22 protein-coding genes are annotated in these 20,689 nt (G+C 68.1%); 12 read left to right on the top strand and 10 right to left on the bottom strand.

Features of this window, described 5'->3' with window-relative positions; genetic code table 11:
* Positions 1 to 14: 14 nt before the first annotated feature.
* On the bottom strand, positions 15 to 836 hold the full coding sequence (locus A5702_RS07695; RefSeq protein WP_055405189.1) for a mycofactocin-coupled SDR family oxidoreductase: 822 nt from the start codon (positions 834 to 836) through the stop codon (positions 15 to 17).
* A 9-nt stretch (positions 837 to 845) separates the two neighbouring features.
* Positions 846 to 2,018 carry an acyl-CoA dehydrogenase family protein gene (locus A5702_RS07690; protein ID WP_067823993.1) on the bottom strand — a complete coding sequence of 391 codons (1,173 nt, stop codon included), beginning with the start codon at positions 2,016 to 2,018 and terminating at the stop codon, positions 846 to 848.
* Positions 2,019 to 2,131: 113 nt separating this feature from the next.
* Between A5702_RS07690 and fabG the strand changes: the two genes are divergently transcribed.
* The 6 genes from fabG (at position 2,132) to A5702_RS07660 (ending at position 7,617) form a co-directional block, all read left to right on the top strand.
* A complete protein-coding gene (gene fabG, locus A5702_RS07685; protein ID WP_055405194.1) occupies positions 2,132 to 2,881 on the top strand; it encodes a 3-oxoacyl-ACP reductase FabG in 750 nt (249 codons plus the stop codon).
* Entirely contained in the window at positions 2,878 to 4,098 is a 1,221-nt protein-coding gene (locus A5702_RS07680) for an acetyl-CoA C-acetyltransferase (protein WP_067823990.1), read from the top strand. The genes fabG and A5702_RS07680 overlap by 4 nt, the downstream gene beginning before the upstream one ends.
* Positions 4,095 to 5,288: a CoA transferase gene (locus A5702_RS07675; RefSeq protein WP_068219638.1), complete on the top strand. Its 1,194-nt coding sequence runs from the start codon at positions 4,095 to 4,097 to the stop codon at positions 5,286 to 5,288. The genes A5702_RS07680 and A5702_RS07675 overlap by 4 nt, the downstream gene beginning before the upstream one ends.
* 25 nt (positions 5,289 to 5,313) lie before the next feature.
* Positions 5,314 to 6,507, top strand: coding sequence for an acyl-CoA dehydrogenase family protein (locus A5702_RS07670; protein ID WP_067823984.1), 1,194 nt, complete (start codon positions 5,314 to 5,316; stop codon positions 6,505 to 6,507).
* A gap of 2 nt (positions 6,508 to 6,509) precedes the next feature.
* Positions 6,510 to 7,187 (top strand): GntR family transcriptional regulator, encoded by a 678-nt coding sequence (locus A5702_RS07665; protein WP_068219636.1) that lies wholly within the window; start codon positions 6,510 to 6,512, stop codon positions 7,185 to 7,187.
* Between the two features lie 67 nt (positions 7,188 to 7,254).
* Positions 7,255 to 7,617 carry a hypothetical protein gene (locus A5702_RS07660; RefSeq protein WP_055405207.1) on the top strand — a complete coding sequence of 121 codons (363 nt, stop codon included), beginning with the start codon at positions 7,255 to 7,257 and terminating at the stop codon, positions 7,615 to 7,617.
* Positions 7,618 to 7,633: 16 nt separating this feature from the next.
* Here A5702_RS07660 and A5702_RS07655 read toward each other — a convergent pair whose 3' ends face one another.
* A complete protein-coding gene (locus tag A5702_RS07655) occupies positions 7,634 to 8,578 on the bottom strand; it encodes a GlxA family transcriptional regulator (protein WP_068219715.1) in 945 nt (314 codons plus the stop codon).
* A gap of 75 nt (positions 8,579 to 8,653) precedes the next feature.
* On the opposite strand from A5702_RS07655, the gene A5702_RS07650 reads away from it, so the two are divergent.
* On the top strand, positions 8,654 to 9,310 hold the full coding sequence (locus A5702_RS07650) for a DJ-1/PfpI family protein (protein ID WP_067823978.1): 657 nt from the start codon (positions 8,654 to 8,656) through the stop codon (positions 9,308 to 9,310).
* Between the two features lies 1 nt (position 9,311).
* Positions 9,312 to 9,620, top strand: coding sequence for a hypothetical protein (locus tag A5702_RS07645; RefSeq protein WP_055405205.1), 309 nt, complete (start codon positions 9,312 to 9,314; stop codon positions 9,618 to 9,620).
* Between the two features lie 13 nt (positions 9,621 to 9,633).
* Here A5702_RS07645 and A5702_RS07640 read toward each other — a convergent pair whose 3' ends face one another.
* From A5702_RS07640 to A5702_RS07615, 6 genes are read right to left on the bottom strand one after another with little or no spacing between them, the layout of a single operon-like run.
* Complete coding sequence (locus tag A5702_RS07640) at positions 9,634 to 11,157, bottom strand: class I adenylate-forming enzyme family protein (RefSeq protein ID WP_068219633.1); 1,524 nt, start codon at positions 11,155 to 11,157, stop codon at positions 9,634 to 9,636.
* Positions 11,150 to 12,733 (bottom strand): class I adenylate-forming enzyme family protein, encoded by a 1,584-nt coding sequence (locus A5702_RS07635; RefSeq protein WP_068219630.1) that lies wholly within the window; start codon positions 12,731 to 12,733, stop codon positions 11,150 to 11,152. The genes A5702_RS07640 and A5702_RS07635 overlap by 8 nt, the downstream gene beginning before the upstream one ends.
* On the bottom strand, positions 12,723 to 14,189 hold the full coding sequence (locus tag A5702_RS07630) for a class I adenylate-forming enzyme family protein (RefSeq protein WP_068219625.1): 1,467 nt from the start codon (positions 14,187 to 14,189) through the stop codon (positions 12,723 to 12,725). The genes A5702_RS07635 and A5702_RS07630 overlap by 11 nt, the downstream gene beginning before the upstream one ends.
* Entirely contained in the window at positions 14,189 to 14,974 is a 786-nt protein-coding gene (locus A5702_RS07625; RefSeq protein ID WP_068219622.1) for an enoyl-CoA hydratase/isomerase family protein, read from the bottom strand. Before A5702_RS07625 ends, A5702_RS07630 begins: the two co-directional genes overlap by 1 nt.
* Entirely contained in the window at positions 14,971 to 15,783 is an 813-nt protein-coding gene (locus tag A5702_RS07620) for an enoyl-CoA hydratase/isomerase family protein (protein ID WP_055405200.1), read from the bottom strand. The genes A5702_RS07625 and A5702_RS07620 overlap by 4 nt, the downstream gene beginning before the upstream one ends.
* A 9-nt stretch (positions 15,784 to 15,792) precedes the next feature.
* A complete protein-coding gene (locus A5702_RS07615; RefSeq protein WP_068219619.1) occupies positions 15,793 to 16,605 on the bottom strand; it encodes an enoyl-CoA hydratase/isomerase family protein in 813 nt (270 codons plus the stop codon).
* 131 nt (positions 16,606 to 16,736) lie between these two features.
* Between A5702_RS07615 and A5702_RS07610 the strand changes: the two genes are divergently transcribed.
* Entirely contained in the window at positions 16,737 to 17,444 is a 708-nt protein-coding gene (locus A5702_RS07610; protein ID WP_068219616.1) for a hypothetical protein, read from the top strand.
* The gene (locus A5702_RS07605) at positions 17,441 to 18,337 is read left to right on the top strand and encodes an enoyl-CoA hydratase/isomerase family protein (protein WP_068219613.1); all 897 of its coding nucleotides are present in this window, start codon (positions 17,441 to 17,443) and stop codon (positions 18,335 to 18,337) included. Before A5702_RS07610 ends, A5702_RS07605 begins: the two co-directional genes overlap by 4 nt.
* Positions 18,338 to 18,353: 16 nt before the next feature.
* Here A5702_RS07605 and A5702_RS07600 read toward each other — a convergent pair whose 3' ends face one another.
* Positions 18,354 to 19,163 carry a TetR/AcrR family transcriptional regulator gene (locus A5702_RS07600; protein WP_067823958.1) on the bottom strand — a complete coding sequence of 270 codons (810 nt, stop codon included), beginning with the start codon at positions 19,161 to 19,163 and terminating at the stop codon, positions 18,354 to 18,356.
* A gap of 221 nt (positions 19,164 to 19,384) precedes the next feature.
* Here A5702_RS07600 and A5702_RS07595 point away from each other — a divergent pair, with 221 nt between their 5' ends.
* Both A5702_RS07595 and A5702_RS07590 read left to right on the top strand, forming a co-directional pair.
* Positions 19,385 to 20,182 carry an SDR family NAD(P)-dependent oxidoreductase gene (locus A5702_RS07595; protein ID WP_068219608.1) on the top strand — a complete coding sequence of 266 codons (798 nt, stop codon included), beginning with the start codon at positions 19,385 to 19,387 and terminating at the stop codon, positions 20,180 to 20,182.
* Between the two features lie 35 nt (positions 20,183 to 20,217).
* Positions 20,218 to 20,689: dihydrodipicolinate synthase family protein (locus A5702_RS07590; RefSeq protein WP_197506513.1), on the top strand; the 472-nt coding region annotated here is incomplete at its 3' end.

Here is a 20,689-nt window from a genome sequence, read left to right as displayed (position 1 = left end):
TATTCCCACGCCGGTCAGTACTGCGTGGAGCCCTGATCGACCGGGATCCGCGCGGCGGTGATCTTGCGGGACTCGTCGCTGGCCAGCCAGCAGACCGTGTCGGCGATCTCCTCCGGCTCGGCGACCCAGTCGGGCAGGAACGGCGTGAGCACGCTGGACAGCTGCGGGTTGGTCTCCATGGCCTTGCCCACCGCCGCGACCATGTCGCCCGTGCCCATCGGCGTGTTCACCGGCCCGGGATGAACGCTGTTGACCCGGATCGAATGCTTGCCCAGCTCGGCGGCGAAGGCGCGCGCCATCCCGGTGACGGCGTGCTTGCTGGCGGTGTAGTGCACCATGAACGGCTGCATCTTCATCCCGGCCGCGGAACTGATCAGGATGATCGAGCCGCCGCGGCCCCCTTCGATGATCTTGTCCGCGCCGGCCATCACGGTGTTCCACGTGCCGGTCACGTTGATGTCCATCACGTCGCGGAAGTCCTGCGGCGTGATGTCGTTCCAGGCCTGCGGGGCGGCGACGCCGGCATTGGCGACGATGATGTCCAGCCGCCCGAACGCGGCGACGCCGTCGTCGACGGCCTGGCGAAGCGCCTCGAAGTCGCGGGTGTCCACGACCGAGGCGACGATCCGGCGGCCCGTTTCCTTAACCAGCCGAACGGTCTCGGCCAGGTCGTCGGGGCTCGCCGGGTCGTACGGGACACAGGACGGAAGCTTGCCGGCGATGTCGACGGCGATGATGTCGGCGCCCTCCCGCGCCAGCCGAACCGCGTGCGCCCGGCCCTGACCGCGGGCCGCCCCGGTGATGAATGCCACTCGGCCTGCGAGCTTGCCGCCCATAGTTGCTCCTTATCGCTGCGCCGCTTTGACGAGGTTGGACCCGATGATCAGGCGTTGAATCTCGCTGGTGCCCTCATACAGTCGTAGCAGCCGCACGTCGCGGTAGATGCGCTCGACCGGGACCCCGTGCATGTAACCGCTGCCGCCGTGGATCTGCACCGCGAGGTCCGCCACGTTGCCGGCCATTTCGGTGCAGAACAGCTTGGCCGCGGACGGCGCGACCCGGCGGTCCTCGCCGGTAACCCACTGCCGCGCGGCGTCGCGCACCAGCGCCCGGCCGGCCAGCACGCCGGTCTGCTGGTCGGCGAGCATCGCCTGGACCAACTGGAAGCTTCCGATCGGCGTCCCACCCTGCGTCGCGGTGGCCGCGTAGCCGACCGATTCGTCGAGCGCCCGCTGGGCGGCGCCGACGGCGAGGGCGGCGATGTGCACCCGTCCGCGCGCCAGCGACGTCATCGCCGCTCGATACCCGATGTCCTCGCTACCGCCGACCAGCGCGCCGTCATCGACCCGGACGTCGTCGAAGCTGACGTCGGCGGTCCACGCGCCCTCCTGGCCCATCTTGGCGTCCTTGGCGCCGACTTCGACGCCGTCGGCGTGCGCGGGCACCAGGAACACGGCGATCCCGGGTCCCTGGTCGTCGGCAGGTCGGGTGCGCGCGAACACCACGAACAGGTCGGCGACGGGCGCGTTGGTGATGAAGCGCTTCTGCCCGGAGATCACCCAATCATCCCCGTCACGAACGGCTTTGGTGCGCAGGCCGGCCGGGTTGGAGCCGGCGCCGGGCTCGGTCAGCGCGAACGAGGCGACGACGTCGCCGGTCGCGATCGCCTCCAGCCAGCGGGATTTCTGTTCGTCGGTGCCGAAGCCGACCAGCACCTGTCCGGCGATGCCGTTGTTGGTGCCGAACATCGACCGCAGCGCCAGCGAGGTGTAGCCCAGCTCCATCGCCAGCTCGACGTCCTGCATCAGGTTGAGGCCCAGGCCGCCCCACTCCTGGGGAATCGCGTAGCCGAACAGCCCCATCTTCTTCGCCTCGTCGCGGAGGTCGTCCGGCACGCGATCGGAGTCGAGGATCTCCTGCTCGCGGGGAACGACGGCGCTGCGGACGAATTGCCGTGTCTGGGCAAGGATCTCGCGAAAATCTTCGTCGCTGACTTCCGCGGATTCGGTGGCTGCCATTGGCTGCACGCTCCTCTCCTGGTCGGGGAGACCCCGGTTCAGAGCAGGATCCTATATCAAATATGATATTTGCCCTGAGGGTGTCCGGCGGCGGCTACGACAGTGAAGGATGTGTGACCCAGGTGGGGTTGTTGGCAGGTCAGACGGCGGTAATCACGGGCGGAGCGCAAGGGCTGGGGCTGGCCATCGCGGAGCGCTTCGTCGCCGAGGGCGCGCGGGTTGTGCTCGGCGACGTCAATCTCGAAGCGACGCAAGCGGTGGCCAAACAGCTCGGCGGTGATGACGTCGCCGTCGCGGTCCAATGCGATGTCACGCAGGCATCCGACGTCGAAAAACTGATCCAAACCGCGGTCGAGCGTTTCGGCGGGCTGGACATCATGGTCAACAACGCGGGCATCACCCGGGACGCGACGATGCGCAAGATGACCGAGGAGCAGTTCGATCAGGTCATCGCCGTGCATTTGAAGGGAACCTGGAACGGCACCCGATTGGCGGCCGCGGTCATGCGGGAAAACAAGCGGGGCGCGATCATCAACATGTCGTCGGTGTCGGGCAAGGTCGGCATGGTCGGGCAGACCAACTACTCGGCTGCCAAGGCCGGCATCGTCGGCATGACCAAGGCGGCCGCCAAGGAGCTGGCCTACTTGGGCGTCCGGGTGAACGCGATCGCCCCCGGCTTGATCCGCTCGGCGATGACCGAGGCTATGCCGCAACGTATTTGGGATTCGAAGGTCGCCGAGGTGCCGATGGGCCGGGCCGGTGAGCCCAGCGAAGTCGCCAGCGTGGCGCTGTTCCTGGCGTCCGACCTGTCGTCCTACATGACCGGCACCGTCATGGAGATCACCGGCGGCCGACACCTATGAGCGCGCTACGCGAAGCCGTTATCTGTGAACCGGTCCGCACGCCGATCGGCCGCTACGGCGGCATGTTCTCCTCGCTGACGGCCGTCGACCTGGGCGTCACCGCCCTGAAGGGGTTGCTCGAGCGGACCGGGCTGGCGCCCGACGCGGTGCAGGACGTGATCCTCGGCCACTGCTATCCCAACAGCGATGCCCCGGCGATCGGGCGCGTCGTGGCGCTGGACGCCGGCCTGCCGGTGACGGTGCCCGGCATGCAAGTCGACCGGCGTTGCGGGTCGGGCCTGCAGGCGGTGATCCAGGCGTGCCTGCAGGTGGGCAGCGGCGATCAGGATCTGGTGGTCGCCGGCGGCTGCGAGAGTATGAGCAATGTCGCGTTCTATTCCACCGACATGCGTTGGGGTGGCGCGCGAAGCGGGGTCCAGGTGCACGACGGGCTGGCCCGCGGACGCACCACCGCCGGCGGCCGTCACCACCCGGTCCCCGGCGGCATGCTGGAGACGGCGGAGAATCTGCGCCGCCAGTACGGCATTCCGCGGTTGGAACAGGACGAACTCGCCGTGCGGTCACACCAGCGGGCCGTGGCCGCGCAGAAGGACGGGGTTCTCGCCGAGGAGATCATCCCGGTCACCGTCCGCACGCGCCACGGTGAAGAACTGATCGACACCGACGAACATCCGCGCGCCGACACCTCGGTCGAGTCGCTGGGCAAGCTCAAACCCGTTCTGCTCAACCAGGATTCGGAAGCCACCGTCACCGCCGGCAACGCCAGCGGCCAAAACGACGCGGCGTCGATGTGCGTGGTGACCACGCCCGAGAAGGCCGCCGAATACGGTCTGACCCCGCTGGTCCGCCTGGTGTCATGGGGGCTGGCGGGAGTGGCGCCCCACGTCATGGGCATCGGGCCCGTACCGGCGACCGAGGCGGCGCTGCGCAAGGCCGGCCTGCGGCTGTCCGACATCGACCTGATCGAACTCAACGAAGCCTTTGCCGCTCAAGCGCTTGCGGTGATGCGGGAGTGGAATTTCGGCGCGGCCGACCACGAGCGGACGAACGTGCACGGATCCGGCATCTCGTTGGGCCATCCCGTCGGCGCGACGGGTGGGCGGATGCTGGCCTCACTGGCGCGCGAGCTCAACCGCCGCGAGGCGCGCTACGGGCTGGAGACCATGTGCATCGGCGGCGGCCAGGGCCTGGCCGCGGTGTTCGAGCGGGTGACGTGACCGGTCCCCTGGGCGGACTCACCGTCGTCGAGGTGTCCAGCTTCGTCGCCGCCCCGCTGTGTGGCATGACGCTGAGTCAGCTTGGCGCGGAGGTGATCCGGATCGATCCGATCGGCGGCGCCTCCGACGTGCAGCGGTGGCCGCTGGCGGCCGACGGCACCTCGATCTACTGGACCGGGCTGAACAAGGGCAAGCGTTCGGCCACCATCGATTTGCGCTCTCCCGACGGGCAGGAACTGGTCGCGCGGCTCATCGTCGAGGGCGACGGGGTGGTGGTGACCAACGCCGCCGGCCTGTCCTGGCTCAGCCACGAGGCGTTGGCCGGCAAGCGTTCCGACGTCATCCACGTGCAGCTGCTCGGGCGTGGCGACGGTTCCACCGGGGTGGATTACACGGTCAACGCCGGGATCGGATTCCCGCTCGTCACCGGCCCCGCCGGGCACGCCGGCCCGATCAACCACGTGTTGCCGGCCTGGGACGTGTGCTGCGGCCTGTACGCCGCCCTGGCCGTCGTCACCGCGGTCCGCCGCCGAGACGAATCCGGTGCCGGTGCGCGGATCAGCCTGGCCCTCGAGGACGTCGCGCTGGCCACCGCCGGAAACCTGGGGCTGTTGACCGAGCCGCAGATCACCGGCACGCAGCGCGAGCGCCTGGGCAACACCATCTATGGCCAGTACGGGCAGGACTTCGTCGCCCGTGACGGCGCCCGGTTCATGGTTGTCACCTTGACCCGCAGGCACTTTCGCGACCTGGTCGACGTGACCGGCACCGGCGTCGCGGTGACGGCGCTCGCCGATGCGCTGGGTGTCGACTTCGGTTCGGAGGGCGACCGCTACCGATACCGCGACGTGCTGTCCGGGTTGTTCGCCACCTGGTTCGCCGACCACTCGGCCGACGAGGTCACCGCCGCGCTCTCGGGCACAACGGTGTTGTTCGAGCGGTACCGCACCTTCGCCGAGGTCGCGGCGGGCCCGAAGGTGACCGACAACCCGCTGTTTTCCCCACTGCGGCAGGAAGGCCTGGGTGAGTACCTGGCCCCCGGGCTGCCGGTCGCGTTCGACGGCGTGCATCCCGCCGGCGCGCCCGCGCCCGCGTTGGGGCAGGACACGGCCGAGGTTCTCGAGCGCCGGTTGGGATTGACCACCGCCGACATCGAACGCCTGGCGAAGGCGAAGACCATCGCTTGCTGAGCAAGCCCGGACCGAAAGACAGCGCATGACCAAGCTCGCTCAGACCCTCGGGCTGACCGAATTCCAGACCGAAATCGTCGCTACAGTACGGCAATTCGTCGAGAAGGAGGTGATCCCCAACGCCGCGGAGCTCGAACGCGGCGACACCTACCCGCAGGACATCGTCGACCGGATGCGCGACATGGGCCTGTTCGGCCTGATGATTCCGCAGGAGTACGGCGGGCTGGGGGAGTCGCTGCTCACCTATGCGCTGTGTGTGGAAGAGCTCGCGCGTGGCTGGATGAGCGTGTCCGGCGTGCTCAACACCCACTTCATCGTGGCCTACATGCTTCGCCAACACGGCACCGAAGCGCAGCAGCAGCGGTTCCTGCCGCGGATGGCGACCGGCGAAGCGCGGGGCGCTTTTTCGATGTCGGAGCCGGAACTCGGGTCCGACGTCGCCGCGATTCGGACCCGGGCGGTACGCGGCCCGGACGGCGACTACACCATCAACGGCCAGAAGATGTGGCTGACCAACGGCGGAAGCTCCACACTCATCGCGGTGCTGGTGCGCACCGACGAGGGTGCCGACAAGCCGCACCGAAATCTGACCGCCTTCCTGGTCGAGAAGCCAACGGGATTCGGTGAAGTCGCGCCGGGCTTGGTCATCCCCGGCAAGATCGACAAGCTGGGCTACAAGGGCATCGACACCACCGAACTGATCTTCGACGGCTACCGGGCCAGCGCCGACGACGTTTTGGGTGGCACCCCGGGGCAGGGCTTCTTCCAGATGATGGACGGCATCGAGGTCGGCCGGGTCAACGTGTCGGCGCGGGCGTGCGGTGTCGGCATCCGCGCCTTCGAGCTCGCGGTCCGCTATGCGCAACAACGGCACACCTTCGGCAAGCCCATCGCCGAGCACCAGGCCATTGCCTTCCAGCTCGCCGAGATGGCCACCAAAGTCGAAGCCGCCCACCTGATGATGGTGAACGCGGCGCGGCTGAAGGACTCGGGGGAGCGCAACGACGTCGCCGCCGGGATGGCCAAGTATCTGTGCAGCGAGTATTGCACCGAGGTCACGCAGCAGAGCTTCCGAATCCACGGCGGCTACGGCTATTCCAAGGAATACGAGATCGAGCGGCTGATGCGCGACGCGCCGTTCCTGCTGATCGGCGAGGGAACCAGCGAAATCCAGAAGTCGATCATCAGCAAGCGCCTCCTTGCCGAGTACCAGGTGTAGCGATGAGCGTTCCGGATTTCGCCGCGCGACCGCAACTTTCCGACGACGTCGCGCGCCTCATCCGCCGTCGGATCTTCGACGGCACCTACCTCGCGGGGTCCTACGTCCGGCTGGACCAGTTGGCCGCCGAGTTGGGAATCAGCGTCACGCCGGTGCGGGAAGCGCTGTTCGCCCTGCGCGCGGAAGGTCTGATCGCCCAGCAACCCCGGCGGGGTTTCATGGTGTTGCCGGTGACCGGCCGCGACGTCACCGACGTCGCCAACGTGCAGGCCCATGTCGGTGGCGAACTCGCGGCGCGGGCCGCGATCAACATCACCGACGACCAACTGCGCGAGCTCAAGCAGATCCAGGCGGAACTCGAAGACGCGTACGCGGGTGACGACGAGGAGCGGACGGTGCGCCTGAACCACCAATTCCACCGCGCCATCAACGTTGCCGCGGACTCGCCGAAACTCGCCCAGCTGATGCTGCAAATCACCCGCTACGCACCGGAATCGGTGTTCCCGGCCATCGAGGGCTGGCCGGAGCAGTCGATGCGGGATCACCGTCGCATCCTGTCGGCGCTGAAGAAGCGCGACGGGGGGCTCGCGCGCGCGGCCATGTCGCAGCATCTCGCCGCGGGCGCCGTGCCGTTGATCGATCACCTCACCGCGCGAGGCGTGGTCGTCGACGGTGACTGATGGTTGTTACCCCGCGCGCCTCGGCATAGGCTGCGTGACAGGGGGCAACAACATAAAGCGAGGAAAAGTGCCCCGAACGGTTACCGCATCGGCCCTGTTCGTTTCGGTGGTGACGGCCGTCGCCCTGGCACCGCCGGCGCTGGCCGACCCGCTCGACCCCATCCCCGGCAACGGTGTCTTCATCGTGGGCCCGGACATCGCGCCGGGCCTCTACCACACCGGCGGTTCCGGGTCGGCCTTCGGTGTTTGGATCAACGACGTGCCGACCCAGGGTTCGATGTGCTCCTGGTTCACCTACAGCACGCCCGACGCGAACAAGGACCATGTGCTGCAGACGAATACGTCGATCGGTCCGATGTACGCGAACATCAACACCTCGGTCAAGGCCTTCGAGTCCCAGAACTGCCAGCCGTGGACCCGGGTGCCCTAGGGCTGGTCGGCGCCGGTCAGGGCTGCTGGTCGCGAAAAGCGTTGCGGTAGCTCTGCGGCGCCACTCCAACCAGTCGGCGGAACTGCTCGCGAAAATTCGTGGCCGACGCGAATCCGACCAGCCGCGAGATGGTTTCGACACCGGCGGAGCTCGTCTCCAGCAACTCCTCCGCGTGCCGGATCCGAATGCCGTTCAGCCACTGCATCGGTGTTTGGCCCGTCTCGCTCTTGAACCGCCGATTCAGGGTTCGTTCGCTGGTGGCGGCCTGACGGGCGATTTCACCGAGGGTCAACGGGAGGTGCGCGTTGCTTTCCAGCCAGACCAGCAAGCCATCGAGTTCGGTGAGCGACTTTCCGCGATTGCGGATGACGAATTGGGCTTGATCACCGGTGCGGTGCAGGGGCGTGACCGCTAACCGGGCGGCGTCGGCGGCCACCGCGGAGCCGTAATCGCGCGCGACCATGTAGAGGCACAAGTCGAGACCCGCGGAAGCCCCGGCCGAGGTGAGTACCTGGCCCTCGTCCACGTACAACGCGGCGGCATCGAGCCGGACGTTGGGATAGCGGGCCGAGAACGAGTCGGCGGCGGCCCAGTGGGTGGTCGCGCGTTTGCCGTCCAGGATGCCCGCCGCGGCGACGGTGAAGGTGCCGCTGCAGATGGAGGCGATGCGGACTCCCTTGCGGTGCGCCGACTTCAGCGCCGCCACGACGTCCTCGCGCACACCCACCGTGACGTCGTTGCGTCCGGGCACCACGATGGTGTCCGCACCGTCGAGTCCTTCCAGGCCGTGATCGGTGGCGACCCGGATCGGTCCGGCCGGCACGACGGGCTCGCAGCCGCACACGCGCACGCGATAGCCGGGCGCACCGGTCGCGAGGGCGACCCGCCCGAAAACCTCGATCGCAATGGCGAGGTCGAACGCGATGACGTCCGGCTCGGCCAGAATCGCGACGGAATGCATGGCTTGGCAATATACCGGTGCATAGTGGCAATCCAGCCACTGGTGCGGCCGGCGCAAGGCGGTGACCATGACGGGATGCATGCGCAAGTCGTGTTGTACGACGGATTTGACCCGCTCGACGTGATCGCCCCGTTCGAAGTGCTGGCGGCGGGCAGCGACTGCGTGGGCGGCGACCTGACGGTGACGTTGGTGTCGGCGGAGGGGCCGCGCAGCGTCACCAGTGGCACACGTGGTTTGGCGCTCAGCGCCAGTGCCGCGCTCGATCCGTCCGTGCCCGGCTGCGTGATGGTTCCGGGCGCCAGCGGTCCGATAGCCGGCGACCCGGACGATGGCGTCGAGACCATCCCGGTGCTGTTGGCCCGGGCGGCGCAGACGGAGCTGACCCCGTTGTTGCGGAAGGCCTTTGACAATCCGGAGATCACGGTGGCCGGGGTTTGTGGCGGATCGGTGGTGATGGCCATGTCGGGCCTGATCGAGGGGCGCCACGCGGTGACCCATCACTTGGGGCTGGAGCTGTTAGAGGCGGCCGGCGTGCATGCGGTGGCCGCCCGGGTGGTTGACGACGGGGACGTGGTCACCGCCGGCGGGGTGACCTCGGGGCTCGATCTGGCGCTGTACCTGCTGGATCGGTGGTACGGGCCACGGGTCGCGCACGCCGTCGAGAAGCTGTTCGAGTACGAGCGTCGGGGCACCGTCTGGCGTCCGGCGGGACGAGAACCGATGGAGGCATAGGTTGGGCATCGAGGGTGAGTGGGACGTGACGATCAAGACGCCGATCGGCACGCTCGCGGTGCGGTACGTGTTCACCGAACTGGGTGACGGGCTGGTGGGTACGGCTACCTACAAGAACGAATCAGTTCCGTTGCGGGACTTGATGTCCAGTGCGGTCGCGGGAGGTACCCGGCTGACCTGGCGGCAATCGGTGACCAAGCCCATGCGGCTCAATCTGGACTTCGACGTCGTGGTCGACGGGGAGTCCATGAGTGGACATTCGCGCGCCGGTCGGCTTCCGCGGTCGCCGGTCTCCGGCGTCCGGCACTGACGGTCGCCAACGGTCACCCCGCCGACGCCAGCATCTCGCGCAGCCGGCCGGTGTCGACCTTACCGGTCCCGCCGCGCGGGACGTCGTCGTCCGACCCCAACAGCAACCACACCGTCGGTACCTTGAAGGCGCTCAGCAGCTTTCGCGCGCTCCGGCTCAGCTCATCGGTGGACACCGCGCCGTCGCACAACACGGCCGCGCCCACCCGTTGGCCCGCCGGCCCGGGGACGTTGGTGACAACGGCGCCGCGGACGCCGTCGATGGTGCGCAGCGCGCGTTCTACCTCGCCGGGATATACGGTGGCGCCGCTGACCTTGAACATGTCGTCGCAGCGTCCGTGGTAGAACAGGAACCCCTGCTCGTCGAGCCGGCCCAGGTCGCCGGTGGCGTAAAACCCGTCGGCGGTGAACAACTCCTCTCGGCTGCGACCGCAGATGCCGCGCAGCGTGTGCGGGCCCCGAATCTGGATCACGCCGACGGTGCCGGCCGCGGCGGGCTCGCCGGTGTCGGCGTCGACGATGCGAACCTCCATGCCGCCGAACGGCTTTCCGCAACTGCCCCACGCCGCCGGTGGCAGGTCGGTGTCGGCGGGGTAGCCGCAGTATGGGCCGAACGCCTCGGTCATGCCGAACAGCGCGGCCCGGGCGCCGGGTTGCGCACGCCGCTCGGGCGGCAGCAGGGCCTGCAGGCTGCCCGCGCCCAGGGCCGACAGGTCGGCGCCGACCGCGGCGGCGTGCCGCGCCAGGGTCTCGGCCTGATCGGGCCAGCCGCGAAACAGCGTCACCCGCTCGGCCTCCAGCAGCCGCAGCGTGGTCTCCGGCCGCGGTATCTCCTCGGTCACCAGGGTGGCGCCGGCCATCAGCGCAGACAGCACTCCGCTGCCGAATCCGCCGACCCAGAAGAAGGGCATCGGCAGATACAGCCGGGTGTCGGCGGTGATGCAGCGCGCGGCTAGGCCCGAGTTCACGGCGCCCAGCGCGCTGCCGTGCGAATGCATGACCCCCTTGGGCGCCCCGCTGCTGCCGGAGGTGAACGTGATGACCAGAAGGTCGGCGGGCGCGACCGTCTGCGTCATGGCGTCCACGAGTCCACGGGCCCGATCGCCGGCGGTGGTGCCGGCGAGCCGGGCGGCCGTCCAGACCCCGCGCAGGGCCGGCAGCCGGCTGCGCGGTGGGAGGTCGTCGAGGTAACGATGACCGCGGAATTCCTCGACGCTGATCAGGATTTGCACCGCCGCGGCACGCAGCTGCGCGGTCAGTTCGGTCGCCGTCAGCAGGGTGCTCAGCGGGACCAGCACGCCCCCGATCCGGGTCACCGCGAGGGCCACCTCGACCCAGCGGGTGCCGTTGGGCATGATCAGCCCGACCCGGGTGCCCTTGCCGACGCCGGCCTCGACGAAGACCGCGGCGAGATGCCTTGTGGTCGCCTCGAGTTGGCGGTAGCTGGTGCGCGACCCCGGGTCGATCACCATCGGCTTGTCGCCGTAAAGCTCGGCGCGAGAACGCACCAGCTCGTCGATGGTTGTTTTGTCAGGCATCGAGGAGCTTCCTCAGCTGTGCCCGGTCGACCTTGCCGCTGGAGAGCAGCGGCAGCTGCGAGCGCGACAACGCGAGCAACCGGCGGGGAATCTTGTATGCCGACAGTTCCGTCTTGAGCCGGTCGCGCAGGGCGGCACCGTCGAACGTGGCGCCGTCGGGCACCACCACGACCGCCGCGACCAATTCTCCCCGTTGGGCGTCGGGCACGCCGGTGACGTGCGCGGCCAGCCCGCCGGTGACCTTGGTGATGGCCCGTTCGACCTCTTCCGCCGAGACGTTGGCGCCCGCGGTCTTGATCATCGTGCTGAGGCGGCCGACGTAGTAGAAGAATCCCTCGGCGTCGCACCGCACCAAATCGCCGGTGTGGAACCAGCCGTCGGCGTCGAAGCACTCCTCGCGACTGCGCCGGTAGTACCGCTGCATCACGTACGGTCCGCGGATGCACAGTTCACCGACTCCCGAGGGATCCGGGTCCAGGATCATGGTCTCGAAGCCGGGCGCCGGCTTGCCGAACGACCCGCGCCTGCGCTCGGGTTGATCGGTTTCGTCGTCACTGATCAGCACGACGCTGCCGGCTTCGGTCATCCCGAGCATGTTGTGCCGCAGTTCCGGATCCGCCGGTCGAACGTCGGGCGCCATGATCGGGTACAGGTTGCCCCGCCGTGATGACAGGTCACGACGGCCGAAACTCGGATGATCGGCCAGGTGAGCGATCGTGGCGCTGAAACCATTGGTCAGGGTGGGTCTTTCGGCCTCCAGCAGGTCGAGCGTCGCGCCGGGATCGTCGGCATTCGAGCACACCAGCGTCGACCCGGCGACCAACGTCGCGAGCAGCCCGAACGCGAATCCGCCGATCCAGAAGAACGGCGAATTGCAGAACAGCTTGTCGTCGGCGGTCAATCCGCGGATCTCGTTGAGGTTCCGCTGATGCGCAAGCAGCGCGGCGTGCGTGTGCACCACCCCCTTGGGGGCGCTGGTGGAGCCCGAGGTGTACACGATGGCCAGCGGATCGCAGCCCTGGACATCGTCTTGCGTCGCCGCCAGCAACTCGGGGCTCACAGTGCCGGCCAGACGATAGAACCGGTCGATGTCGCGGACGCGTCGCACCGCGTCGGGGCGGTGGTCGATGCCCACCTGCCGCAGTTGCGGTGCGGCCACGCAGAACAAGGGCAGGTCGGATTCGAACTCTGGATCCGAAAGCAGCTCTTCGAGTCGTTGCGCATAGTCGTGGCGGCGGAAAGACGCCGCCGCTAACAGGATTTCGGCGTCGCTGTCGAGCAGCTGCTCGTGCAACTCGCGTGCGGTGACGAACGTCGAGAACGGGACCACCACGGCTCCGATCCGCGCCGCCGCCAGCATCGCGACGACGAAGCCCACGCCATTGGGATAGAGCAGGCCCACATGGGTGCCCTTGCCCGCGCCGGCCGCGATCAGTCCGCGGGCCAGCTCCGCCGACTGCTCCTCGGCTTCCCGGTAACCGATCCGGTCGCCGTCGCAGACGAGCAGCGGGCGGTCTCCGCGCGAGCGGGCCTGGTATGCCAGGACCTCGGCGACGGTCGGGGCGTCACCGCGCATGGTCGGTGTGGGCGGCGGGCGCGCTGAAGAAGCGCTGGACCGCGCCCAAATCGGGTTTGCCCGACGGGGTCCGCGGGATGGCGTCGACGATTGCGATCTCGGTGGGAACCTCGTAGCGCGCCAACTTATTTCGGAGATATCGCGCCAGCGCTTCGGGTTCGACGGACGCGGATTCGCGCAATTCCACCATGGCGACCGGCGTCGCGCCCAGGCGCTGATCGGGGCGCCCGATCACCGCCGCGCCGGCGACCGCGGGGTGGCTCTCCAGTGCGGTGCGCACGTCGTCGGGCATCACCTTGAACCCCCCGCGGATGATCGCCTGATCGGCCCGCCCGACGATCCAGACGAAGCCGTCCGCGTCGATGCGGGCCATGTCCGTGGTTCGCATCCACGGCGCCGACGGGCCAAGCTGGCCCGGCTTGACTTCGAGCAGGCCGACCTGGTCGGCGCCGAGCGGCGTGCCGTCGTCCCCGACCACCCTCAGCTGCGCCCCGGGGTTTGCACGGCCGACGCTACCCCGTTTGGCGGTCCAATACCGTTGGTAATCGGGCAGGGTCCAACCCGCCACGCCGCCACCGAATTCCGTTGCGGCATAGGAGGTCAGGACCGGGATGCCGTACTTGTCGGTGAAGGCATCCGCGTCGTCGGCCGTCAGCGGGGCCGTGCCGCAGGTGACGGCCCGGATGCTCGCGAGATCGGCCCTCGGCACGTCGGAGTGCAGCACCGTTCGCAGCGCCGCGGGTACCAGCGATACGGTCCGCGGCCGGTGCCTGCGCACCGCGTCGGTCCACGCATTGAGTTCGAACCGCTCCAGGAGCGCGAACGGCCTGGCCTCGGCGACGCACTGCAGCACGCGGAACACGCCGCCGATGTGCACCAGCGGTGAGTTGACGATCGCCACACCCCGCCGTAGCTCTTGGGGCGCCGGGGCGCTGTCGGGGTCGGCGCCCATCACGCTGCGGGCCAGCATGGCGTAGCCGATGTCGATGCGTTTGGGCGGGCCCGTCGTACCGCTGGTCAGCATCCGGACCGCGACGTCGGCCCGGGCGATGGGACCCCCGCCATGGCGCACGGGCCCACCCTCCAGGCAAGCCGAGATCGCCAGCGTCCGGATACCCGGCGGGACCTGCGCGGCCAAGTCGTCGGCCTCGCCGATGATCAACGGCAACTCCAGCGGGGCGATGTCGGCGCGCGTGCGCTCGTCCCCGCGCGAGGGGTTGATGGTGACGACCGTTCCGCCGCCCAGGAGCACCCCGAGGAAGGCCGCCACGTGGCCGGGCCGGTTGCGCAGCAGCATCCCGACCCCCGGGCCCGGGCCGGCCTGCGACGCGATGCGCCGCGCCGCATCGCCCACCTGCCGCCACGAGTGCCATTGGCCCGCAAACTCAATCGCGTGCGCGTCCGGCTGCAGGTCGAGAACGTCGGCGATGCGCTGACTGAGCGGGTGACGCACCATCAACGGATCTTCGGTTCGCCCGCACCGGCCTCGCCCCGCTGGGCGGCGAGTTCGGCTGTACCGAGCGGATTGCCCAGCCGGGTATAGATCAGGCCCTGCTCCATGGCCGCGCGGTAAGGCTTGTCGAGCGACTCCCAGATCGCTTTGACCGTGCCCTGAGTCGCGGTCGATGGCTTCGCGGCGATGGTCGCGGCGATCTCGTGCGCGCGGTCCCAGAGCCGGTCGGCGGCGACCACCTCCGATACCAATCCGATTCGCAACGCGGTGTCGGCGCTGACCCGTTCGTCGTTGCCCATCAGTGCTATGCGCAAGGTCTCGCCCAGGCCGATGCGCCGCATCAGGCCGATCGGCTCCAACGCACAGACCAGGCCGGCCGACACGTGCGAGTCGAAAAAGGTGGCGCCCTCCGAGCAGATGACGATGTCGGATTCGTTGATGAAGTAAAAGGCGCCCGCGGTGCAGATGCCCTGGACGGCACACACGACCGGCTTCCACATCTTTTGCCACTTCGGGCTGAGGGCCTCGCCGGGATCCTCGTGGTTCCAGACGTTTTCGGGCTGCCCGTACGGTGTTTTGATGTCCAGCCCGGCGCTGAACGCGCGGTCACCCGCCGCCCGCAGCACCACGGCGTTCACCGACTCGTCGAGCTTGACCGCGCGCCAGGCGCGGGCCATCTCCGCACACATGGTGCGGTTGAACGCGTTCAACTGGTCGGGCCGGTTCAGCGTGATGGTCGCCACCCGGTCGGCCGCGTCGATTTCGAGCAGGATCGTCTCGAACGTCATCGACACTGCCAATCCGGCGCCCGCTTCTCGACGAAGGCCTTGGGGCCCTCGAGCGCGTCCTCGGTCCGCAGTACGCGCTCGCGGAACGCTTCGGCGAGCATCTCGGCTTCGTGCAGCGGCAGATCGAGGCCCTTGAGGATCGCCAGCCGGGTCCCGCGCACGGCCAGCGGCGCGTTGGAATTGACGATCCCGGCGAGTTCGTGGGCGCGTTCGAGAAGCCGTTCGTGCTCGACGATTTCGCTGATCAATCCCAACTCGAAGGCCCGCTGGACGCCCATCCGCTCGTGCTTGCCCAGCAACGCCATTCGCAAGGCGACCGAACGGGGGAGCACCCGGGCCAGTCGCACCAGCTCGCGCCCGGCCACCAGGCCGATGCTGACGTGGGGATCGAAGAACGTCGCGCGGTCGGACGCGATGACGATGTCCGACGTGGTCACCCAGTCGAGGCCCGCACCGCAGCACAACCCGTTGACGGCGGTCAGCACCGGTTTGGCCATCTGGCGGAATGGCGGTGTGCCCTCCTGGGGGGCCTCCCATTGCTCGTACGTCGACAGGTACGGCCGCTCGTAGATGACCTTGCCGTCGCCGGGTATGGCCTTGACGTCGGCCCCGGTGCAGAAGGCGCGACCGGTGCCGGTGACGACGAGTACCCATACCTTGTCGTCGTTTTCGGCCTCGTCGTAGGCGGCCCGCAGTTCGGTGATCATGTGCGGGCTGAGCGCGTTGAGGGCATCCGGACGGTTCAGCGTGATGGTGGCGGTATGCCCGTCGACCTCGTAATTGATGGTGTCGAACGAGTCAGTAGGCATCCTGCTCCCTCATCGGCCGTGAAACTTCGGTGGTCGCCGCTCCCGAAAGGCCGCCAGGCCCTCTTTGAAATCGGCTGTCCGGCAGGACAGTTCGAGGTTGAACAGTTCCTGGGTCATGGATTGGGCCAGGGTCACGTGCTGACCGAAGCCGAGCGCCTGCTTGGCCAGCCCGATCGCGGTCGTCGGCCCCGCGGCCAGCCGCTCCAGCAACTTCTCGGCGGTGTCATCGAGTTCGGCGGGGCTCACCGCTTGGTGAATCAATCCCCAATCGGCCGCGTCCACCCCGCTGACCTGCTCGCCCAGCAGCAGCATGCGCCTGGCCCGCGCCAGGCCCACCAGCCGGGGCAGCAGCCAGGTGGCGCCCGAATCGGGGCTGAATCCGCGGTCCACGAAAGGTTCCCAGAACACCGCGTCGGCCGCGGCGACGGTGAAGTCGGCGGCCAGCGCGAGATTGCAGCCGAACCCCGCCGCCCAGCCTCGCACGCTGCAAAGCACCGGCAGTTGGATGCTCGTGACGAGCTCGATGACGCGGTGAGCTTGGTGGGGGATGCGCCGCACCAGATCCCCGGTGCGCGGGCGTTGCCGGTCGTTGCCGGCGACCCAGTCCACCCCGGCGCAGAAGTCCTCACCGCCCCGGATGTGAAGGGCGCGCAGCGCATCGTCGGTGGCGGCATCGGTCAGTGCCTCCACGAAGGCTTCGATCATGTTCTGGGTCAACGAGTTACGCCGGGACGGGCGATCGAGCGTCACCCGCAACACCGCGCCCTCCCGGCGCACTGTCACCGAGCCGTCGGCACCGGCCGCCTCGGCCTCCTGACTCACCGTCGAATCCGGCCTTTCTGCCGATACGGTTACCCATACAGTAGGCAATACGATTGATACGCTGTATAAGTTAGCAGGGTACGCTGCCGCCGGAAATAGCCGGGCCGGAACCCGAGCGAAAAGAGAGAAGCATGGCCTTGCAGGAGGGGCGAGCCGACGGGCAGGCCGCGCCCGAATCGACCCGCGCAGGCGACGCCCGATTCGGCGAGCAGCCCCTTGCCCAGACCGTGGCCGCCGCCGGCGCCATGCGGCGCCTGACCGCACTGCTGCTTTCGCTCGAACACCCGCATCCGACGGTGGATGCCATGGTGGCGAAGTTCGCCGAGTGGGAGCGCGAGCTGAGCGTCGCGGCGCCGGCCGACAACGCGCCGCGCATAGGTGACGTCCCCGACGATCCCCGACGTGTCTACCTCAACCATGCGACCGACATCGGCGCCTACAACCCCTGTTTTCCGGAGTATCGGTTCGACCACCTCGACGCCGAAAAGGCGGCCGGGCGAGTGAATTTCCCGCTGGCCTACGAGGGTCCCCCGGGATTGGTGCACGGCGGCTTCCTGGGTGTCTTCTTCGATTGCGCCATCCAACACCACAATTGCGTCACGGGTCTTTCGGGGAAGACGCGCTCGCTGGTCGTGACATTCCGCCGGCCGACGCCGGTGTTGACCGAGCTGCGGTTCGACATCGCCCGCTCGCACATCGAACGCGGCATCGCCTCGACGGCACGGCTGCTGCTGGACGACGAAGTGCTCTGCACCGGCGAGGTGAACACGTTGGCATCACGGCCGGAGAAGCTGACCGGATTTCGATTCGGCAGGCGGCGAAAGGAGTCCGATAGATGACTGCCCCGAGCCCCCCGGACGATCGCGTGCTGTTCGAAGTCGACCGCGATCGCCGGATCGCGACGATCACGCTGAACAATCCGGCGCAGCGCAACTCCTACGACGCCGCGATGCGCGAGGCGGTGGCCCGCTGCCTGGACCGGGTGGCCGAAGACGATGACCTGACGGTGGTGTTGTTGCGCGGCGCCGGTGGCGTCTTCTCCACCGGGGCCGACATGAACAACGCATATGGCTGGTATGGCAAGCCGGAACAACCGGGCGATGACTCGTCGGCAAAGCGCCGCCCCAGTCAGCGTCGGCGCCTCACGGTGGACCGCAAGTCATTTGGCTTCTATCACAACTTCATGGGGTTCCCCAAGGTCACCGTGGGGGAGATCGCCGGCTACGCGCTCGGCGGCGGCTTCGAGATGGCGCTGATGACGGACATCTCGGTGATAGCGCGCGACACGAAGATCGGCATGCCGGCGACCCGGTTCCTCGGCCCCGCGCTGGGGAGCCTGCACATGTTCTTCTACCGGCTGGGGCCGGTGCTGGCCCGGCGCCTGCTGCTGACCGGCGACGTGATCGAGGCCGGCGAGCTCGAGCATCTCGGAATCTTCACCGACACATGCGATTCCGCCGTCGTCCCGGCGCGGGCGCGGTACTGGGCAGAGAAGGCGGCGAAGATGCCCGCCGACGGGGTGGTCATCGCCAAGGAGGCATTCCGGCTCGTCGAACAGAGCCAGGCGTACCAGGGTGAGGAAGTCGCCAGCTATCTGTTTCACGCCTTCGGCACCAATCTGCAATTCGGGCCGGGCGAGTTCAACTTCGTCAAAACCCGCGCACAGCACGGAACCAAGGAGGCGTTCCGGCTTCGAGATGAGCACTTCGATGTGCCGGAACCCGAAGCGTGATAAGCGGATTCGCCGGCTAGCGCGCCGGGGCCTTGGTGCGCGCCCGCGACCCGGGTGACTTGGCGGCCTTACGCTGCCGGGACGGCGCCGCCTTGCCGGCTTTCGCTCCCTTGCCCTCTTCGATCAGCCGGCTGGCGTGGTCGAGGATGCAGCCCAGGCCGTACTCGAAATTGGTCTCGTCGGGGGCGCCGATCCGGTGACCGATCCGGCTGATCTGAGCAAGCAGCGGGGTGTTCTCGGGATCGATGGCGACGGCGTCCTCGATGGCACGCTGGCCGACATCGGTCGATTGGTTCTTCTCGTACAACCGCTGCAACACCACCGACCCGCGGACGTGCACCGAAACGGCCGAATACGTGTCGAAGGCGTCCTCCGGCGACAGGCCGGCCTCGACCAGATTGGCGATCGCCTTCTCCATCTCCTGGGCACCCAGCCGCGCGGCCTTCGGGCTGAGCGCCGCGCGAATCAGGATCAAATCACACAGAATTGGGTTGCCCATGAACGTCTTGCGCATCAAGCGCGCGTGGTTGCGCAACGTCTCCCGCCAGTCACTGGCTTCGACGTAGGGGGTCGCGAACACATACTTGCTCAACGCCCGATCGGTCATCGCGTTGAGCAGGTCGTCCTTCTTGCGGAAGTACCAGTAGATGCTGGTGACGCCGACGCCCAGGTGTTTGCCCAGCAGCGGCATGCTCAAGTTGTCAATCGACACTTGTTCCGCGAGTTCGAATGCGCCACTGATGATGTCATCGGGATTGATGGATCCGCGTTCGCGTCGTTGACGCTTATCGGCGGTAGCTTGCTTTGCCACTACGGGCACCTCCATCACGATGTATCCTGTGCATGCGGTCGGCGAGCCCTGCCGACTCACCTGCGCATACGTAGGCGTATCGCCGCTCGACGATGACCGTCAACCGGCCTTCCGTGCGTTTTTCCATCTGCTACTGTAATACCTATCGTAGGCTTTTTGGTAACGACGGCTGGACGGGCGAAGATGACCGGGCACAAGCCATTGAACGAGTCACCCGATAAGCCACGGGAATTGCCATGGATTTAGGCCTGGCGAATGCCACAACCGCGGTCGTCGGCGGCAGCCGGGGGATGGGTTTGGCGGCCGCCCGTTGCCTCGCCGACGAGGGCGCCAGGGTCGCGGTCATCGGCCGTAGTCGTGACGCGCTCGACTCGGCAGTGTCCGATCTGCAGGCGCGCGGAAGCGCCGATGCGCTTGGGCTCGTCGCCGACATCGCCGACGCCGGCCAGGTCGACGCGGCGTTCGCCGAGCTCGACCGCCGCTGGGGCGGCGAACTCAACGTGCTCGTCAACACGGTCGGGCCCGGCGCGGCGGGCACATTCGACGATCTGACCGACGAGCAATGGCGCGAGGCCGTCGAAGACGGCGTGCTCGGGATGGTGCGCTGCGTCCGCGCGGCACTTCCGTTGCTGCGCAAGGCGCCATGGGCGCGGATGGTCAACTTCTCGGCGCACTCGACCCAGCGGCAGAGCGTCATGCTGCCCGCGTACACGGCGGCCAAATCGATGCTGACGAGCGTCTCGAAAAACCTCTCGCTGTTGTTGGCCAAGGACGAGATTCTGGTCAACGTGGTGTCGCCCGGCAGCATCGCCTCCGAGTCGCTCGTCGGCTGGGCCAAGTCGGTCGGTGTCGACGGCGACGACCCCTACGCGCTGATGGACGCCATTGCCAAACACTTTGGCCACCCCGCGCACATGCCCCGGGCGGGCCTGCCGGAGGAGATCGGGCCGGTGGTCGCCTTCCTCGCCTCGCGGCGCAACTCCTACATGACCGGGGCCAACATCAACGTCGACGGTGGTTCGGACTTCACCTGAGGGTCCGAAAGTCGGCTGAGAAGAAGGAGGTCGCCGTGGCGACGGCAAGCGAGGCGCGCGCGTGGGCGCGCGGGGCACTGCGGGGAATCGGCGACTCCCTCTACACCCCATTCTGCGGTCCGGACGGGGACGACATCGACTGGGAGGCATATCGGACGCTTGTCCGCTACTGCGTCGGCGACCTCGGACACCCGATGCTGTGGTGCACCAGCGGGCTGTCCGAGTTCTGGTCGTTGACCCTCGACGAGCGAAAGCGCTTGCTGGAGGTGGCAATTGAAGAGGGCCGCGCCGCCAACCCCGACGTTGTCGTGCAAGCGTGCACGGCGGCCATGTCCGCGAAGGATTGTCTGAACCTGACGCTGCACGCCCAGGAGGCGGGCGCCGACATCGCCTACATCCAAACGCCGATGATGGAGGCGCACGGTGGGGAGGGCGTGCTGCGGTTCTTCAAATACATCGCCGCCCGCACCGACATCGCCCTGGGCATGTTCAACTCGCCGTCGTCCG

It is taken from the genome of Mycobacterium sp. E3339, assembly GCF_001666915.1.
In the GTDB taxonomy this organism is placed as follows: domain Bacteria; phylum Actinomycetota; class Actinomycetes; order Mycobacteriales; family Mycobacteriaceae; genus Mycobacterium.
This window is presented reverse-complemented; position numbering and strand designations above follow the sequence as displayed.

Excerpts from the sequence above, each read along its gene's own strand:
- A5702_RS07695 (WP_055405189.1), bottom strand. The coding sequence starts at position 836 with ATGGGCGGCAAGCTCGCAGGCCGAGTGGCATTCATCACCGGGGCGGCC.
- A5702_RS07690 (WP_067823993.1), bottom strand. The coding sequence starts at position 2,018 with ATGGCAGCCACCGAATCCGCGGAAGTCAGCGACGAAGATTTTCGCGAG.
- A5702_RS07680 (WP_067823990.1), top strand. The coding sequence starts at position 2,878 with ATGAGCGCGCTACGCGAAGCCGTTATCTGTGAACCGGTCCGCACGCCG.
- A5702_RS07670 (WP_067823984.1), top strand. The coding sequence starts at position 5,314 with ATGACCAAGCTCGCTCAGACCCTCGGGCTGACCGAATTCCAGACCGAA.
- A5702_RS07665 (WP_068219636.1), top strand. The coding sequence starts at position 6,510 with ATGAGCGTTCCGGATTTCGCCGCGCGACCGCAACTTTCCGACGACGTC.
- A5702_RS07655 (WP_068219715.1), bottom strand. The coding sequence starts at position 8,578 with ATGCATTCCGTCGCGATTCTGGCCGAGCCGGACGTCATCGCGTTCGAC.
- A5702_RS07650 (WP_067823978.1), top strand. The coding sequence starts at position 8,654 with ATGCATGCGCAAGTCGTGTTGTACGACGGATTTGACCCGCTCGACGTG.
- A5702_RS07640 (WP_068219633.1), bottom strand. The coding sequence starts at position 11,157 with ATGCCTGACAAAACAACCATCGACGAGCTGGTGCGTTCTCGCGCCGAG.
- A5702_RS07635 (WP_068219630.1), bottom strand. The coding sequence starts at position 12,733 with ATGCGCGGTGACGCCCCGACCGTCGCCGAGGTCCTGGCATACCAGGCC.
- A5702_RS07630 (WP_068219625.1), bottom strand. The coding sequence starts at position 14,189 with ATGGTGCGTCACCCGCTCAGTCAGCGCATCGCCGACGTTCTCGACCTG.
- A5702_RS07625 (WP_068219622.1), bottom strand. The coding sequence starts at position 14,974 with ATGACGTTCGAGACGATCCTGCTCGAAATCGACGCGGCCGACCGGGTG.
- A5702_RS07620 (WP_055405200.1), bottom strand. The coding sequence starts at position 15,783 with ATGCCTACTGACTCGTTCGACACCATCAATTACGAGGTCGACGGGCAT.
- A5702_RS07610 (WP_068219616.1), top strand. The coding sequence starts at position 16,737 with ATGGCCTTGCAGGAGGGGCGAGCCGACGGGCAGGCCGCGCCCGAATCG.
- A5702_RS07605 (WP_068219613.1), top strand. The coding sequence starts at position 17,441 with ATGACTGCCCCGAGCCCCCCGGACGATCGCGTGCTGTTCGAAGTCGAC.
- A5702_RS07600 (WP_067823958.1), bottom strand. The coding sequence starts at position 19,163 with ATGGAGGTGCCCGTAGTGGCAAAGCAAGCTACCGCCGATAAGCGTCAA.
- A5702_RS07595 (WP_068219608.1), top strand. The coding sequence starts at position 19,385 with ATGGATTTAGGCCTGGCGAATGCCACAACCGCGGTCGTCGGCGGCAGC.